This window comes from Streptomyces sp. SudanB182_2057 (genome assembly GCF_964272715.1).
GTDB lineage: Bacteria > Actinomycetota > Actinomycetes > Streptomycetales > Streptomycetaceae > Streptomyces > Streptomyces rubradiris.
Map to the genome: position 1 here is coordinate 4270358 of NZ_OZ186798.1, position 15238 is coordinate 4285595.

A 15238-nucleotide genomic window follows, 5' to 3' on the forward strand; every position below is an offset into this window, starting at 1 on the left:
CCCGGGCGCGGCACGGGGTGGCCGAAATTTGACCGAGAACGTTCGGCGCCATGGGCTGTCTCTCGGAGCACCGGGCCGGTGGCCTGTCCGGACGGTGTGTGACGAGTCCGCTACCGGGTTCGGATCCTGCCATTTGTCATCGCCGACGGGGAGGTTCCGGACCCCGATCCACCCCTTAACCGCAGGTCAGACGTATAGGGTGAGTTTTCCGGTCCGGACATCCGACACGCGGGGGAAGTAAGGGGTGGAACCTTGAGTTCCGACTCAGGGGCACGCACAGCCTTCGCCGAGCGGCTCGCGCTGCTCTACAAGGAGGCCGGAAATCCTCCCCTCAAAAGCGTCGCCCAGGCGGTCGTACGGCTCCAGCGGGTCGACGAGCGCGGCCGGCCCGTACGGGTGTCCGCGCAGCGGATCAGCGACTGGCGGCGGGCCCGGAACGTACCGGCCCAGTTCGCCGCCCTCGCGGCGGTCCTCCACATCCTGATCCCGGAGGCCCGGCGGCTGCGGCCCACCCCCGTCTCGGCCGGCCTGTACGACCTCGCCCACTGGCAGCGGCTGTGGGAGCTGGCCCTGACCGGTCCGGCCGGCGACCGGGCCGCGCCGCCCGCAGAGGAGAACCGGCGGCCACCGGCCCAGGCGCCGCCGGTCCCCGGTGGCGTGTGCCCGTACCGGGGGCTGGCCCCGTACCGGCGCGAGGACGCCCGGTGGTTCTTCGGCCGGGAGCGCAGTACGAAGGCCCTCGTCGCCCAGCTCCGCGCGGCCGAGCGGTCCGGCGGCCTGGTCATGCTGGTCGGCGCCTCGGGCGCGGGGAAGTCGTCCCTGCTGAACGCCGGCCTCGTCCCCGCGATCCGGGACGGCGCCCTGTACGACGGCACGGCCCCCACCCCGCAGGATCCACCGGCCCCCGGCGAATCCACCGCATCCCCCGCATCCAACGCATCCCCCGAACCCTCCGGGCCCGCGGAATGCCCCGAGCCCATCCTCCAGCTCGTGCCCGGCGCCGATCCGCTGGGCGAGCTGGTCCGCCGGATCCCCGAACTGGCCGCCGTCGCCACCGAGGCACGGCGGGCCGAGCGGGAGGCGGCGCGGAACCCGGCGCTGCCGGGCAGCGACGCCCCGCACGTCACCCGGGCCGTACGCGCGGCGGTCGCGGCCTGGGCCCGCCGGGCGTTCGCCCCGGGCACCCGGCCGGTCGTCATCGTGGACCAGTTCGAGGAGGCGTTCACCCTCTGCGCCGACGAGGCGGACCGGCGCTCCTTCATCCAGTTCCTGCACGCCGCCTGCACCCCGCCGGCCGGCGCCGCGGACCCCGCGCCCGTCCGGGTCGTCCTCGGCATACGGGCCGACTTCTACGAGCAGTGCCTCGGCTACCCGGACCTGGCCGACGCGCTCCAGCACCGGCACATGGTGCTCGGCCCGCTGACCAGCACCGAGCTGCGCGAGGCGGTGACCGGGCCGGCCAAGGCGGTGGGCCTGGAGCTGGAGCCGGGGCTCACCGAGCTGATCGTGCGCGAGGTGAGCGCCGACGGCCCGCGCGGGGCGCACGACGCGGGCGTGCTCCCCCTGCTCTCGCACGCCCTGCTGGCCACCTGGCAGCGCCGCAAGGCCGGAAAGCTGACGCTGGCCGGCTACCGCGCGGCCGGCGGCATCCAGGGCGCGGTCGCGGCGACCGCCGAACGGGCCTGGTCCGGCCTGGACCCGGCGGCCCGGACCGCCGCCCGCCTGCTGCTGCTGCGGCTGGTCCGGCTGGGCGAGGACACCCAGGCCACCCGGCGGCGCGGCACCCGGCGGCAGCTGGCCGAGGAGTCGGCGGACCCCGGCAAGACGGAGGAGTCGCTGGAGGCCCTGGTGCGGGCCCGGCTGGTGACGCTGGACGCGGACACCGTGGAGATCACCCACGAGGCGCTGCTGCACGCCTGGCCCCGGCTGCGGCACTGGATCGACGAGGGCCGCGGCGACCATCTGCTGCGCCAGCGGCTGGAGGAGGACGGCCGGGCCTGGGAGGACTCGGGCCGGGACAGCTCGCTGCTGTACCGGGGGTCACGGCTGGAGCAGGCCCGCAGCTGGGCCCGGTCGGCCGGGGACACCTATCTGACCCGCAGCGCGATGGAGTTCCTGGCCGCCTCGGTACGGCTGCGCAAGCGGACGGTGTGGCTGAGCCGGGCCGCGGTGGCGGCGCTGGTGGTGCTGGCCGTGCTGGCCGCCGGTTCCGCCGTGATCGCCTGGAAGCAGCGCGACGACGCCGTGTTCGAGCAGGTCCTTGCCGAGGCCGACCGGGTCCAGCACACCGACCCGTCGCTGGCCGCCCAGCTGGACCTGGTCGCGCACCAGCTGCGCCCCGGTGACGAGGGCACGTACAGCCGCCTGCTGTCGATCGTGAACGCGCCGCTGGCCACCCCGCTGTCCGGGCACACCGGCGCGGTCTACCTCACCTCCTTCAGCCCGGACGGCCGCACCCTGGCCACGGCCAGCTACGACCGCACGGTCCGGCTGTGGAACGTCGCCGACCCGAACCGCCCGGCACCGCTCGGCAAGCCGCTGACCGGCCACACCAGCTGGGTGAGCAGCGCCGTGTTCAGCCCGGACGGGCGCACCCTGGCCTCGGCCGGTGACGACGGCACGATCCGGCTGTGGGACGTCACCGACCGCGCGCACCCGGTGCCGCTCGGCGAGCCGGTCACCGGCCACCGGGGCACGATCTACCTGGTGGCGTTCAGCCCGGACGGCCGCACCCTGGCCTCGGCCGGGGAGGACCACACGGTACGGCTGTGGCAGGTGACCGACCCGCGCCGGCCGAAGCCGCTCGGGACCCTGCGCGGACACACCGCGGCGGTGCGCTGCGTGACCTTCTCCCCGGACGGGCGCGTCCTCGCCGCCGGCGGCGACGACAACTCGATCCGCCTGTGGGACGTGGCCGACCCGCGCCGGCCGGAACCGCTGAAGACCCTGCGCGGACACACGGACCTGGTGCACTCGGTGGCGTTCGGCCCCGACGGGCGCACCCTGGCCAGCGGCAGCGCGGACGACACCGTCCGGCTGTGGGACGTGCGCCAGCCCGGCCGGGCGACACCGCTCGGCTCCCCGCTGACCGGGCACACCGGGCCGATCTGGTCGGTGGCGTTCAGCCCGGACGGGCGCCGGCTGGCCGCCGCGAGCGCGGACAGCACGGCCAGCCTGTGGAACGTCGGCGACCCCGCGTCCCCGTCCCAGGTCGGCGAGCCGCTCGCGGGCAGCAGCGGGGAGATGTACGCCCTGGGGTTCCGCCCCGACGGGCGCACCCTCGCCACCGGCAGCGGGGACGGCAAGGTGCGGCTGTGGTCGGTCCCGACGTCCGACATGGTCGGCCGCAGCGGGGCGTTCCGGCCGGACGGCCGGGTGCTGGCCACCGCCGCCCGGGACGGCCGGCTGCGGCTGTGGAACGTGACCCGGCCCGGCCGGCCGGTCCTGCTGGGCGAGCCGTTCATGCGGGCCGACGGCGACCAGCGCTCCATGGTGTTCTCGCCCGACGGCCGCGTCCTGGCCGTCCTCACCGGTGTCCGCACGGTGCACCTGTGGGACGTCTCCGACCCCGCCCGCCCGGTCGCCGCGGGCCCGCCGCTGGCCCTGCGCACCCGCTTCATGGGACCGGACGCGCTGGCCTACAGCCCGGACGGGCGCACCCTGGCCACCGCCTACGACGACCGCACCATCCAGCTGTGGAACGTCACCGACCCCGCGCACGCCGTACCGCTCGGCAGACCGCTCACCGGCCACCGGGGCTACGTCAACGCGCTCGCCTTCAGCCCGGACGGACACACCCTGGCCAGCGGCAGCGCGGACAGCGAGATCCGGCTGTGGAACGTCACCGACCCCGCGCGCACCGTCCCCCGGGGCGCCCCGCTGGCCGAGCACGCGGGCCCGGTGAACGCGCTCGCCTACAGCGCCGACGGCGCCACCCTGGCCAGCGGCAGCGACGACGACACGGTCCGCCTGTGGAACGTCACCGGCCCCGGGCGCGCCGAACCGCTCGGCAGGCCGCTCACCGGCCACAGCGAGGCGGTGACGTCCCTGACCTTCAGCACGGTCGGCCACACCCTGGCCAGCGGCGGCAACGACAACACGGTCCGCCTGTGGAACGTCACCGACCCGGCCCGGGCGACCCCGATCGGCCGGTCCATGAGCCCCAACGCCAAGACCGGCCACTTCCTCTCCTTCAGCCCCAACAGTCACGTCCTCGGCGTCTCCAGCGGCACCGACACGGTCCGCCTGTGGAGCCTGGACGCGGACACGGCGATCCGCCACATCTGCTCGGTCACCCGGGGCGTCCTGACGAAACAGCGCTGGCAGGAGTACCTCCCGCGCCTCTCCTACGACCCCCCGTGCGACCAGTGACCAGCCAACCCGCCTGATTTCTCCTGGACTTGGCCCCACACGACCGACAACCTTGTTACCCTTGGCCATAGCCCGATCGCTGGTGCATCCCCCGTCGCCAGCGGTCGGGTTTTTCCCGTCCCCGCACCGCCCCCCCCCGGAACAGCAGAAGACCCCCGGCCCATCGGACCGGGGGTCTTCTCGCTGGTGGGGCTAACAGGATTTGAACCTGTGGCCTCATCCTTATCAGGTCGATCATGGGCGGTCGGTGACCTTGCTCCATCGGCCGTGGCCCTCGGCTGACAACCCGCTGGGGTCCGGCGCCGACCGTCGCTGTCCGGTGCTGTTGGTGTCAGGCGTTGGTGTCAACCACCAGGCGCCCTCTTGACAGCTCAGTCCGTCACAAGGCGGCTCTTGGTCTGGCCAGTCCGCATGTAACCGACCGAGGCGGTGGCCAGCCTCGCTTCCGAGGTACCAGCAGCAGTAGGCCATGCCGCTTGCACTGGAAGCCCCTGTAGACACCGAAGCCACACAGTAGGACCCTAGAACCGCACACACGTTCGACCAACACCCCTATGGAATCAGGAGTGGAATATTTGACGGGCATTCTGCAACCTGCCATGCTGTCGCGCGTGGCAAACGGATCGCCCATGGACAGGGCTTCGTGTGTGCGGCTCCTTGAGCCCTACCAGCACCAGTTCGACCAGTGCTTCCGCAGCGCGTGGGACCGGTGGCAGGAGTGGGTCAAGAAGCTCGAAGGATCACCGGCTGACGTTTCCGCTCGCTCGCGAGCTAACGTCCTGTACGACTTCATAGCGGCTGAGGCAACGCAGCAGTTCCTTGGAGTCGAACACGTCAAGGTCCGGAAAGATCGCGGGTTCCTAGTGATTCAGATCAGGGACCAAGTCGCTATCCGCTTCAAGAAGTTCCAAGGTCGTCGACTCAAGACCAGCAGCATCGCAACGGCCCAGGCAATCGCCTACCAAGCGCAAATGCTGGAGTTCTCCGAACAGGTTGAACCGATGACACACCTCGTCGCCGGTTACCTCTTGGATAGCTTTGAGCTTGACTTCGAAAAGCTCGCAATCACGTGTACCATGAATGGCGAGCACCTATGGGCGCCCATTGAAATCATCCCGGACATCGGTCAGGGCGGAATCACCATTCCGATGCCTACGACCTCGGGGGACGGGCCGAGGCCTGTCATTCGCAGCACGCGAAAGACGCCGGCAGAGGAGACAAGCGAGAACAAATGACGATCAATCCGCGCATGCTAGTGCTGGCGCGGGAGGCGCAGGGTCTTACGCAACAAGATCTTGCTAAGGCTACCGGGTTGGCGCAGTCCACTCTCAGTAAAGCTGAGACTGGGGTGCGCCCCTTGCCTGAGGCGGATGTGCCTCAAGTAGCAAAGGTGTTGCGGGTGACGCCTGAACTACTCACTTGGCAAGAGGAAGTTTACGGCTTCGGAAGCGCAAGCTTCTTTCACCGTAAGCAACAGAGCCTTTCCCAAAGGACTCTGCGTAAGATCCAAGCTCGTGTGAACTTGCTTCGCATGAGGCTGGTACGTCTGAGTGATGGCATCGCAGTTGATACATCCCTCAAAATCCCGCACATCGACATTGACGAGGTTGGCACGGCGGCCGAAGCGGCACGCCGTGTTCGTGCTGCCTGGCGCTTGCCAATGGGGCCGGTTCCAAATCTCGTGAACATCGTAGAGGCGGCAGGTGGCACTGTCCTTCTGCGCGACTTCGAAACCCACCGTATCAACGCTATCAGCGTATGGCACCCGGGTTCCGGCCCCCTATTCGTGCTAAACGAAGGGCTGAGCCCAGAGAGGCAACGATTTGTTCTCGCGCATGAGATCGGACATATGGTTATGCACGAAGGAGACCTCCCTCGTGAAACCGCTGAAAAGGAAGCTGATTCCTTCGCAGAAGAACTTCTGATGCCTGCCGCCGAGATCGCTAAAGACCTGAGCGGAATCGATGTTCGGAGAGCTGCCGCCCTAAAGCCGTATTGGCGGGTGCCGATGCAGTCCCTCATCATCAGGGCCGAACATCTGGGAATCATCACTCAGGCACGTTCTCGCAGCCTGCATGCGTACATGAACAAGGCAGGGTATCTAGTCAGTGAACCAGCTCCGATCGAGCGGGAAATTCCCCAGATCTACAAAGAGATGCTCCGGATCCACATCGAAGAGCACGACTACTCGGTACACGAGCTTTCACAGGTCGTAGGAATGCTAGAGGAAGATCTGGAGAACGAGGTTGTGACGCCAAGTCGCAGAAGACTACGGCTTGTTCCGTAGCACCCACGCGAAACCCTGGCCGCTCCGCACGCAAGGTCGGCGGAGCGGCTTTGGGCTGGAGCTGCTTTGGCGCGAGTGATCATGGCCCCGTAAGCTTCCGGCGCGTCGGGCAGGTAGTGGACCTGCCCGGTAAAGCACGACGTTGGGGCCATGATCTGCGAGGCTCGCGCCAAAGTGGCTGCCTAAAGCCGTGGAGCCGACCGCCCCAGCCACGACGTACCCCTTCTCTGACGTCAGGCGGCTGACTGCTCAGCGCGCGGCACGGGCGCCGGCCGGGCTGGAGCGGGGCGGAGACAGGAGCGCAGGCCCGGCCGGGGGCCGGGCCGCGCGCGGTGAGCGGAGCGAGCCGCCTTGAACCAGTAGAGAAAGTTGTAACTCACTCCTCAGGGCGGGGCGTGAAGTCGTGCGCGCATGCCGGGAGTTCGGTCTCTTGGCGGTGTGCGAGGGGCAGGAAGAGCACGGGCTGGATGGTCCAGGTGATGCGGGTGCCGGCGTCGGTCAGGGACACCGTGCAGGGCTCGGCCCGCAGCAGGGCTCGTCGGGTGTCGATCCGGCCGTCATACATCCACTCCCACGCTGCACTGGAGGCGTCCGCGTCCAGTGCCGAGGAGATCGTTTCGAGGGCGATCGCTACCCAACGGTCCGCCTGTGGGGCGGAGTAGGCGTCGAACGATGCCACCAGCGCCGGCGGCCCCTGCTCGGTCAGGCTCTCCGTCCAGCACTCGCACCAGAACCCCCACCGAGGCAGCTGCATCAGCATCGTCGGCCTCCCAGCCGTGCGTCGGCGTACAGCTCGGCGGTGACCGTGTGGCCCTGGTCGGTGTCGTGGACGACCACCCGGTGGGCGATGGCGCTGACCATGCCCAGGCCCCGGCCGCGTTCGGCGTCGTGGTCCTGGTGCTCGACCTTCGGGGCCGTGGCCGCGCCGCCGTCGTCCGTGACTGAGACCGCGACCACCTGAGCCGAGACCGCGACGGCCAGGTGGAAGGTGCCGGGCTCCCAGCCGCTGGCCGTGTGGCGGATCGCGTTGGTGCTCAGCTCGCTCACGATCAGCTCGGCGTCGTCGGCCAGAGGAGAGTCGCGCAGGATGTCCCGGGTCCAGCGGCGGGCCCGGCTCACTTCTTCCGGGAATCCTGGGCAACTCAGCCCCCAGACCCGGGCTGTACTCGTATACTCGTGCATACAAGTTCCTTCGTGCTGGTAGGCCGCCATGTGCAGCGGGTTCGGGCTAGACGAGTTTCACGCCGTCGTGGGCGCGAACGGCCGGCGGGGTCGTAGCGTCGAGTGCGTCGAGCACGCGTATCGCGTACGCCTCGTCGGCAAGCTCGGTGACCTCTTCGCGGGTGGCCCAGCGCAGTGCGCGGGTCTCGTCACCGGTGGTGGGCACACCGTCGGCGGCTTCGCAGCGGAAGACCAGCGAGACGATCAGGCCCTTCATGTTCTTGTAGACGCCGGTCAGGGTCGCCGGAAGGGCGATCTTGATGCCGGTCTCTTCGAGGACTTCCCGCTGGAGGGCTTCCGGGATGGTCTCCTCGCGTTCGAGGACACCGCCCGGCGGCTCCCAGTGACCGTTGTCCCGGCGCTGGATCAGGAGGGCCCGGCCCTGGTCGTCCACGACGACCCCGGCGACGCTCACGGAGTGCGGGCGTTCAGTGCTCACGTTCCTCGGCCCTCTCGGCTGGCTAGGCTCTCCACCGTAGCAACAGCACTCGCCCACTCGTCTAGATACCTAAAGGAGTACTCACGTGAGCCCTCTTTCTTCGGGCCTCCTCGGTGATCTCGACCCCACGAGCGATCGTGCGGTCTTCCGGCAGATCGCCGACCAGCTGCGCGAGGCCATCGACCGTGGGCGATTCCGCGAGGGCGAGAAGCTGCCCTCCGAAGCCGACCTTGTCGACCACTTCGGTGTGTCCCGGATGACGGTCCGCAACGCCTTCTCCATCCTCCAGGGCGAGGGCCTGGTTCACGCCGAGCACGGCCGGGGCGTCTTCGTACGGCCACGACCGCCCGTCAGGCGCCTCGCCTCCGACCGCTTCGCCCGCCGTCACCGGGAACAGGGCAAGTCCGCGTTCATCGTGGAGGCCGACGCGGCCGGCGGCCACCCCCAGGTCGACAGCCTGGAGGTCAAGGAGGAGAAGGCCAGCCAGGACATCTCCACCCGGCTCGGCTCCGTGCGGCGAGTCCTGGCCCGACGGCGCCGGTACCTGCTCGACGGGCGGCCGGTCGAGTTCGCCACCTCATATCTCCCGCTCGACATCGCCCGCGGAACCCCCATCGCCGAACCCAACCCCGGCCCCGGCGGCATCTACGCCCGCCTGGAGGAGCTGGGCCACCGCCTCGACCACTTCGACGAGGAGATCCGCGCCCGGATGCCCTCGCCCGCCGAGGTGAAGACGCTGCGGCTGGCCGCCGGCGTTCCGGTCATCCATCTCGTCCGGACCGCCTTCGACACCGAAGGGCGGGCCGTGGAGGTCTGCGACACGGTGATGGCGGCGGACGCGTACGTCCTCTCGTACCAGCTTCCGGCGACCTGATCGTCACGATTTGCGGTGGTGCGCGGGGACGTTCTCCCGAACTCGTACACTCCAACACGCTTACTCGTATAGACGAGTGGGCGAGTTGTGTGGCAAGGTGATTTCGCGATCCCGATCAAGGGGTTCGCAGGGCCCATCTTGTATAGACGAGTAGATAGGAGTGTGTCTTGCGCACCATCCGCGTGGAGACTTCCGGAGCGACGATCCTGCTCACCGAGGCTCCCGAACCGAAGGTCCGCGACCGGCAGACCGGCGAGATCGCCAAGGACGCCAACAGCGGTGAGGCGCTGATGACCATCGGCGTCGTCTACATCGAGGACGGCGAGTCCTCGCTGATCAAGGTCACCGTCCCGGAGGGCGGCATCTCCGAGGGACTGACCCTGGGCGCACCGGTCTCGCTGCCGGGCCTGGTCGCCCGGCCGTGGGAGTCCGTCTTCAACGGCCAGCAGCGCCACGGCATCGCCTACCGCGCCGCCGCCGTCACCCCCGCTGCCTTCCCGGCCGTCACCGGGGCCGCTGCCTGATGTCCGACCTGACGACGCTTCTGGAAGTGGGTGGTCCTGTCGCCGCGCTCGGCGGCGGGGCCGCCTACGCCCGGGCCAAACACCCGGCGGCGTACTGGTCCACGGTCGGCCTCCCGGTGTCCACGGTCCGGCTGCTCAGCACGTACGGCTCGGTGATGGAGGCATGTGGCCTCGCCGTGGCGCCCTCCCGGCTCCGGGTGCTCGCCGCCAGGGCCATGACCCGGCGTGAGGTGCGGCCCGTACCGCCTCGCCGGGGCCTGCTCCGGCCCACCACGACCGGGCTGCGGATACGCCTCCGCCTGGCTCCTGGCCAGGAACCCGCCGACTTCGCCGCCTCGGCCGAACGGCTGCGGCACGCCTGGGGCGTCCACGCCGTCTACGTCACCCCGGTCAAGCCGGGTGTCATCGAGCTGCGCCTCGTCGGTTACGACGTCTTACGGCGGGTCCGCATGCCGCGCAAGGTCCCGGGTGGCTTCCTCAAAGTGCCGGTCGCCCTGCGCGAAGACGCCACGCCGTTCGTACGCGACTACCGCACCATCCCCCACCAGCTCACCCTCGGCGCCACCCTGTCCGGCAAGTCCATGTACCTGCGCCACCTCCTCGCCGGCTTGGCCCCTCAGCCGGTCGCCCTGGTCGGTATCGACTGCAAGCGGGGCGTCGAACTGGCCCCCTTCGCACCCCGGCTCTCCGCGCTGGCCACCGACCCGGAACAGGCGGCCGAACTGCTGCCCGTACTGGTCAAGGAAATGGAGGACCGATACGACCTGATCAAGGCCCGGCAGGGCATCGCCCCCGGCACTCCGGATGAGGAGATCACCTCTGACATCTGGGGCCTGCCCGAGCACGAGCGCCCCGTACCCGTCGTGCTGTTCGTGGACGAGGTGGCCGAACTCTTCCTCGTCGCCACGAAGAAGGACGAGGAACGCCGGGACGAGATGGTCACCCAGCTCATCCGGCTCGCCCAGCTCGGCCGCGCCGCCGGCATGTACCTGGAGGTCTGCGGGCAGCGCTTCGGCGCCGAACTAGGCAAGGGCGCCACCATGCTCCGCGCCCAGCTCACCGGCCGCGTCTGCCACCGCGTCAATGACGAAGCCTCCGCCAAGATGGCCCTCGGCGACATCGCCCCCGAAGCGGTCATTGCCGCCTGCTCCATCGCCCCTGAACGGCCCGGCCTCGCCGTGGCTGGTGACACCTCCGGCGGCTGGTCCCGCATCCGCACGCCGTACCTCTCCCTCACCGAGGCCGCCGAGACCTGCCGCGCGTCCGCCGGACTGGTGCCCGACCTGCCCGCGCTGGAGCCCTTCCGCCCCGACATGCCCGAGCGACCGGTCGAGCACGCGGCCCCGGTCGTCCTGCCCCACCCGGTAACCGACTGACCTACCCCCGCCCGACTCCGGAAGGAGCCGCATCATGTGCGCCCACCTGGCCCGCGTCGACGCGGTGCTCGTCCAGGCGCTCATCGCCGCCGCGCTGTCCTTCGCCCACCTCCACGATGTCGCCGTGGCGGCCGGACAGGACGGATGGAAAGCGTGGGCCTATCCCGTCTCCGTCGATCTGCTGCTCGTGGCCGCCTGGCGTCGACTGCGCTCCGGCAACGCCAAAGCCGCGGCCTGGTGCTGGTTCGTCATCGCCCTCGCCGCATCCCTCGGCGCCAACGTCGCCACCGCCGGCCTCCTCGACCTCGGCAACGTCCCCGCCTGGCTGCGCATCCTCGTCGCGGGCTGGCCCGCCATCGCCTTCCTCGGCGGGACCCTCCTCGCCCACTCCGCACCCAAGCCGGACACCGACGCGGAAGTCACCGAGGACCAGGTGGACGAGCCCGAAACCGCCCCCGAACAACCCTCCATCGAGACACCGGCGCGACCGGCACCCATCCCCGTCCCGTCCGCCCTGGTCGACCACGCCCGCAAGGTCGCCGCCGAGCACCACGCCCGCACCGGCGCCCCCATCGATACCCCGACCCTCCGCGCCCGCCTCGGCGTCCCCGCACCGATGGCCGAAGCCATCGCCACCCACCTCTGAGAGGAGACCGCGTGTCCGCCAACCGCAGCTTCCGCAACGTCACCCGCATCGGCCCCGTCCAGGTCGGCACCTCCTACGACAACCAGGGTCGCGAGAAGCACACCGCCGCCTGCACCGCCCCGCGCTGCGGCTTCTCCGCCGACTACGACAGCCGCGCCGCCGCCGAACTGGCCGCCCGAACCCACCGCTGCCCCGTCCGCTGAAAGGACCCGGACCACCGTGACCGTCAGCCTGCCGCTCGTCCTCATCCTCGGGTTCTTCACCTGGGGAGCGATCAAGTTCCTCGGCGTCCGCCCCTGGATCGTCGTCCTCATCGCGCTGTTCGGTTTCTGGCTCTCGCACACCTTCCTCGCCCCCGCCATCGAGTCCGGCACACGGTCCGGCGTCGGCGTCGTAAACGGCTCACATGACTAGACGAGTAGATAAGGAAGGCCAAGCCGTGTTCCTGCCCAAGTACCCGGAGAACCCGACCCCGCCGTCCGCCCACACCCAAGCGCCCACCGATCCGGCGCCCGCCCGACGCGGCCTCGCGTCCCTTCCCGTCGATCAGAAGACGGTCGTGGCCCTGCTCGTCGGCGGAGTCGTCCTCACCGCGCTCCTGGCCGCCGTCGCCGTCACGGCCATCTCCGTGGCAGTCGCCACCGTCGTCCTGCGCTCCCTGCTTCGCGAGCAGCACCGGCGCTGACCCGTCCGACCGCACCCGGGACGGCCGCGACACGGCCAAGCATCCGGCCGCCCCGGGCCCATCACCCCTGACCGATCCAGTCAGAAGGAGACCGCCATCTTCACCCGCACCACCCCGCCCCCGCTCCCGGAACTCGCGAGGCTGGCCGAAAACGGCAACCTGCCGGGCATCCTGCGGCAGCTCTCCGGGCTCGGCGGCTGCACCCACCCGATCCGCCTCGACGGCCACCGCACCGAGTACGACATCGACACCACCACCGGAGAGATCGGCCGCGTCCTCCACTACCTCGACTCGACCACCCTCCCGGCCGGCCAACTCCTCGTCCGCTGCAACAACCGCCGCACCACCCGCTGCCCAGCCTGCGCCGAGGTCTACCGCCGCGACACCTTCCACCTCATCACCGCCGGACTGCGCGGCGGCAAAGGCACCCCGGAACACGTCGCCGCACACCCCCGCGTCTTCGCCACCTTCACCGCCCCCGGCTTCGGCCCGGTCCACAACCGCCGCACCGACGGCCGCCCCTGCCGCTGCGGCACCCACCACGACCAGGACGACACCACACTCGGCACCCCACTCGCCCCGGACACCTACGACTACGAAGCGGCCGTGCTCTGGAATGCCCACGCCGGACAGCTCTGGCGCCGCTTCTCCATCCACCTCCGCCGGGAAGTCGCCAAGCGCGCGGGCCTGTCACAGCGCCAGTTCCGCGACCACGCCCGCGTGTCCTTCGCCAAGGTCGCCGAGTACCAGAAGCGTGGAGCCGTCCACTTCCACGCGGTCATCCGCCTCGACGGCCCCGGCGGCGCGGACACCCCGCCCCCGCCCTGGGCAACGGCCGAACTTCTCACCGACGCCATCCAGGCAGCAGCCATCAAAGCCCGGGTCGACGGCCCGATCATCGACGGCCGCGCCCACACCTTCACCTTCGGCCGCCAGCTCGACGTACGCACCATCCGCTCCGCCGACTTCAACGACGGCCAGGAGCTGACCGAGCGGGCCGTGGCGGCGTACATCGCCAAGTACGCCACCAAGGGCGCCGAGACCGCGACGGGCGCCCTCGACCGGCCGCTCAAGTTCGCCGCCGAACTCGCCCAGCTCGACATCAGCGACCACGCCCGCCGCCTCATCCGCACCGCCTGGACCCTCGGCGCCCGCAAGGACCTGGACCACCTCCGCCTGCGCGCCTGGGCCCACATGCTCGGATTCCGCGGCCACTTCTCCACCAAGTCCCGCCGCTACTCCACCACCCTCGGCGCCCTCCGCGACGCCCGCGCCGCATGGCGCCGCGCCCAGGCAGCAACCGACGAACGCCCGGCAGACACGACGTACGTCCTCGCCCACTGGGTCTTCGCCGGCACCGGCCTGACCGACACCGAAGCCTGGCTTGCCGCATCCCTCGAACCCGCTCCCGGAACGGAAGGAGAACCGACTCATGGCTGAACTGCTGACCGTGCCCGAGGTCGCGGCACAGCTGAAAGTCGGTCGTACCAAGGTCTACGACCTCATCCGAACGAACCGGCTGGCCTCGATCAAGGTCGACGGCTGCCGACGCATCCCGCATGACGCCGTCCGCTCCTTCATCCGCCGGCAGATGGGGGAGGCTGCCTGATGGCCAGGAGGCGGCCCAACGGCGGCGGCACGATCTCCAAGCGGGCGGATGGTCGCTACATGGGACGCGCGTACGTCACCGACACCGACGGCAATCGCGTCCGCAAGACCGTCTACGGCGCCACCTGGGACGAAGCGAACGAAAAGCTCGGCAAGCTCCAGGACCAGGAGCGTCACGGCATCCCGGTTCCTTCCCGCGCCTGGTCGGTCGGCGAATGGCTGGACTACTGGATCGAGCACATCGTGCGACCGAATCGGGAGGACAACACCTACGACAAGTACGAGTCCAAGGTTCGTCTCTACATTCGTCCACACCTGGGGAAAAAGCCGCTCGCTCGCCTGTCGGCCGCACAGGTGCGAGCCTTCATGGCCACGCTGACCCGGCAGGAGATTCCCGCGCCCACCCGGTTCGAGGTGCTTCGTACGCTCCGGAACGCCCTGAACCGTGCGATCAAGGAAGAGATCCTGACCAGGAACGTCGCGCTATTGGTCGACATGCCCAAGGTCAGTAAGGACAAGGGCACCGCCTGGAACGCCCCGGAGGCCATCACCTTCCTCCGTTCGGCCCGCGCTCACCGCTTCTACGCGGCCTGGGTCCTGGTGCTCGTCCTGGGTCTTCGGCGGAGTGAGCTGCTGGGTCTGCGCTGGCAGGACATCGACTTCGACGCCCGCCAGTTCACGCCGGTCAAGCAGGTCCAGCGGAAGAAGGGCGTGGGCCTGATCCTGAAGGACCTGAAGACCGAGTCGTCACAGGCCACCCTGCCTCTCCCGGAGTTCTGCGCCCGGGCTCTGGAGGAACGCCGCGAGCTTCAGGAACTGGAACGGAAGATCGCCGGTGATCACTGGCACCAGGAAGCGGACCATGACGTGATCTTCTCGTCCGAGCACGGCGGGCTGACGGATCCGGTCGGCTTCTCCCGCACCTTCGACCGCCTCGTGAAGCGCGCCGGCGTCCGCCGCATCACGGTCCGGCTCGCCCGGCACACCTGCGGCACTCTGCTCGCCTTCCTGAAGGTGCACCCCAAGGTCGCCCAGGCGATCCTTCGGCACAGCCAGATCAGCATGACCATGGACGTCTACACCCACGTGGCCGGCGACAGTGAGCGGGAAGCCGTCGCGATGCTCGCCGAACTGCTGGAGGACCCGCTCATCGGCTGAACGCCGCTGTTGGTGTCAAGCATGGGTGTCAAAAGACCCCCGGCCCAAT

The 15238-nt window shown here is 69.9% G+C and carries 16 protein-coding genes; 13 read left to right on the forward strand and 3 right to left on the reverse strand.

Translation table 11 applies throughout. The annotated features are described in order from the left end of the window. Nucleotides 1-252: 252 nt before the first annotated feature. The 3 genes from ACSURM_RS18600 (at nucleotide 253) to ACSURM_RS18610 (ending at nucleotide 6658) form a co-directional block, all read left to right on the forward strand. Nucleotides 253-4371: an nSTAND1 domain-containing NTPase gene (locus ACSURM_RS18600; RefSeq protein ID WP_436956441.1), complete on the forward strand. Its 4119-nt coding sequence runs from the start codon at nucleotides 253-255 to the stop codon at nucleotides 4369-4371. 566 nt (nucleotides 4372-4937) lie between these two features. Further along, nucleotides 4938-5606 carry a hypothetical protein gene (locus ACSURM_RS18605; RefSeq protein ID WP_436956443.1) on the forward strand — a complete coding sequence of 223 codons (669 nt, stop codon included), beginning with the start codon at nucleotides 4938-4940 and terminating at the stop codon, nucleotides 5604-5606. Then, nucleotides 5603-6658: an ImmA/IrrE family metallo-endopeptidase gene (locus ACSURM_RS18610; protein ID WP_346162025.1), complete on the forward strand. Its 1056-nt coding sequence runs from the start codon at nucleotides 5603-5605 to the stop codon at nucleotides 6656-6658. The genes ACSURM_RS18605 and ACSURM_RS18610 overlap by 4 nt, the downstream gene beginning before the upstream one ends. 376 nt (nucleotides 6659-7034) lie before the next feature. On the opposite strand, the gene ACSURM_RS18615 is transcribed toward ACSURM_RS18610, so the two are convergent. From ACSURM_RS18615 to ACSURM_RS18625, 3 genes are read right to left on the reverse strand one after another with little or no spacing between them, the layout of a single operon-like run. Then, nucleotides 7035-7418: a hypothetical protein gene (locus tag ACSURM_RS18615; protein WP_436956445.1), complete on the reverse strand. Its 384-nt coding sequence runs from the start codon at nucleotides 7416-7418 to the stop codon at nucleotides 7035-7037. After that, nucleotides 7412-7840 carry an ATP-binding protein gene (locus ACSURM_RS18620; RefSeq protein WP_436956447.1) on the reverse strand — a complete coding sequence of 143 codons (429 nt, stop codon included), beginning with the start codon at nucleotides 7838-7840 and terminating at the stop codon, nucleotides 7412-7414. Before ACSURM_RS18620 ends, ACSURM_RS18615 begins: the two co-directional genes overlap by 7 nt. A gap of 46 nt (nucleotides 7841-7886) precedes the next feature. Further along, on the reverse strand, nucleotides 7887-8294 hold the full coding sequence (locus ACSURM_RS18625; RefSeq protein WP_030642758.1) for an NUDIX hydrolase: 408 nt from the start codon (nucleotides 8292-8294) through the stop codon (nucleotides 7887-7889). 109 nt (nucleotides 8295-8403) lie between these two features. Between ACSURM_RS18625 and ACSURM_RS18630 the strand changes: the two genes are divergently transcribed. From ACSURM_RS18630 to ACSURM_RS18675, 10 genes are all read left to right on the forward strand, one after another. Next, nucleotides 8404-9192, forward strand: a complete 789-nt coding sequence (locus ACSURM_RS18630; protein WP_346162028.1) for a GntR family transcriptional regulator — start codon at nucleotides 8404-8406, stop codon at nucleotides 9190-9192. A gap of 167 nt (nucleotides 9193-9359) precedes the next feature. Further along, entirely contained in the window at nucleotides 9360-9716 is a 357-nt protein-coding gene (locus tag ACSURM_RS18635; protein WP_030642755.1) for an SCO3933 family regulatory protein, read from the forward strand. Further along, nucleotides 9716-11092, forward strand: coding sequence for an FtsK/SpoIIIE domain-containing protein (locus tag ACSURM_RS18640; protein ID WP_436956448.1), 1377 nt, complete (start codon nucleotides 9716-9718; stop codon nucleotides 11090-11092). Before ACSURM_RS18635 ends, ACSURM_RS18640 begins: the two co-directional genes overlap by 1 nt. Before the next feature lie 34 nt (nucleotides 11093-11126). Further along, the gene (locus tag ACSURM_RS18645) at nucleotides 11127-11738 is read left to right on the forward strand and encodes a DUF2637 domain-containing protein (RefSeq protein WP_436956449.1); all 612 of its coding nucleotides are present in this window, start codon (nucleotides 11127-11129) and stop codon (nucleotides 11736-11738) included. Nucleotides 11739-11749: 11 nt separating this feature from the next. Continuing rightward, nucleotides 11750-11941, forward strand: a complete 192-nt coding sequence (locus ACSURM_RS18650) for a mobile element transfer protein (protein ID WP_436956451.1) — start codon at nucleotides 11750-11752, stop codon at nucleotides 11939-11941. 16 nt (nucleotides 11942-11957) lie between these two features. Beyond that, nucleotides 11958-12152, forward strand: a complete 195-nt coding sequence (locus ACSURM_RS18655; protein WP_436956453.1) for a hypothetical protein — start codon at nucleotides 11958-11960, stop codon at nucleotides 12150-12152. 25 nt (nucleotides 12153-12177) lie between these two features. Beyond that, complete coding sequence (locus tag ACSURM_RS18660; protein WP_436956455.1) at nucleotides 12178-12423, forward strand: SpdD protein; 246 nt, start codon at nucleotides 12178-12180, stop codon at nucleotides 12421-12423. A 141-nt stretch (nucleotides 12424-12564) separates the two neighbouring features. Continuing rightward, nucleotides 12565-13863 (forward strand): replication initiator, encoded by a 1299-nt coding sequence (locus ACSURM_RS18665; RefSeq protein ID WP_436961134.1) that lies wholly within the window; start codon nucleotides 12565-12567, stop codon nucleotides 13861-13863. Then, nucleotides 13856-14032, forward strand: coding sequence for a helix-turn-helix domain-containing protein (locus ACSURM_RS18670; RefSeq protein WP_358263668.1), 177 nt, complete (start codon nucleotides 13856-13858; stop codon nucleotides 14030-14032). Before ACSURM_RS18665 ends, ACSURM_RS18670 begins: the two co-directional genes overlap by 8 nt. Then, on the forward strand, nucleotides 14032-15189 hold the full coding sequence (locus ACSURM_RS18675; protein ID WP_436956457.1) for a tyrosine-type recombinase/integrase: 1158 nt from the start codon (nucleotides 14032-14034) through the stop codon (nucleotides 15187-15189). The genes ACSURM_RS18670 and ACSURM_RS18675 overlap by 1 nt, the downstream gene beginning before the upstream one ends. Nucleotides 15190-15238 lie beyond the last annotated feature (49 nt).